At 71.2% G+C, this 556-nt stretch carries 1 pseudogene; it reads left to right on the top strand.

The window, feature by feature from the left end:
* A pseudogene (locus tag GWC77_RS30440) lies at positions 1 to 556 on the top strand (sulfate adenylyltransferase); the annotation flags it as partial.

Here is a 556-nt window from a genome sequence, read left to right as displayed (position 1 = left end):
GCGATGCGTACGTGCAGCTCGCGCAGCAACTGGGGTTGAGCGGGGTGCGGTTCGTGCCGGTGTCGGCGCTCAAGGGCGACAACATCGTGCGGGCGAGCGAGCGCATGCCGTGGTACGCGGGCGAGGCGCTCTTGGATGTGCTCGAGGCGTTACCGGTGGCGCCGCCCACGGCCGAGGCGCTGCGTTTTCCGGTGCAGTGGGTGGCGCGCCAGGACGGCGCGAGCGCGGACGACTTTCGCGGCTACATGGGGCGGGTCGAAGCGGGCGAGGTGCGCGTGGGCGACGTGGTGACGGTGCTGCCGGCGGGGCGCGAGACGACGGTGGCGGAGATCGTGGCGCCGGTGGTGGGCGGCACGGCGGCGGTGACGCGCGCGTTCGCGGGGCAGACGGTGACGATCCGGCTGACGGAGGATGTGGACGTCTCGCGCAGCGATACGTTCGTGGCGGCGCAGCGTGCGCCGCAGCCGGCGAAGAAGCTGGAGGCGGACTTGTGCTGGTTCGACGAGGAGCCGCTATCGACGCAGCGCAAGTATCTGCTCAAGCAGACGACGAACAC

This window comes from Paraburkholderia sp. NMBU_R16, from assembly GCF_013282575.1.
Classification (GTDB): domain Bacteria; phylum Pseudomonadota; class Gammaproteobacteria; order Burkholderiales; family Burkholderiaceae; genus Trinickia.
This window is presented reverse-complemented; position numbering and strand designations above follow the sequence as displayed.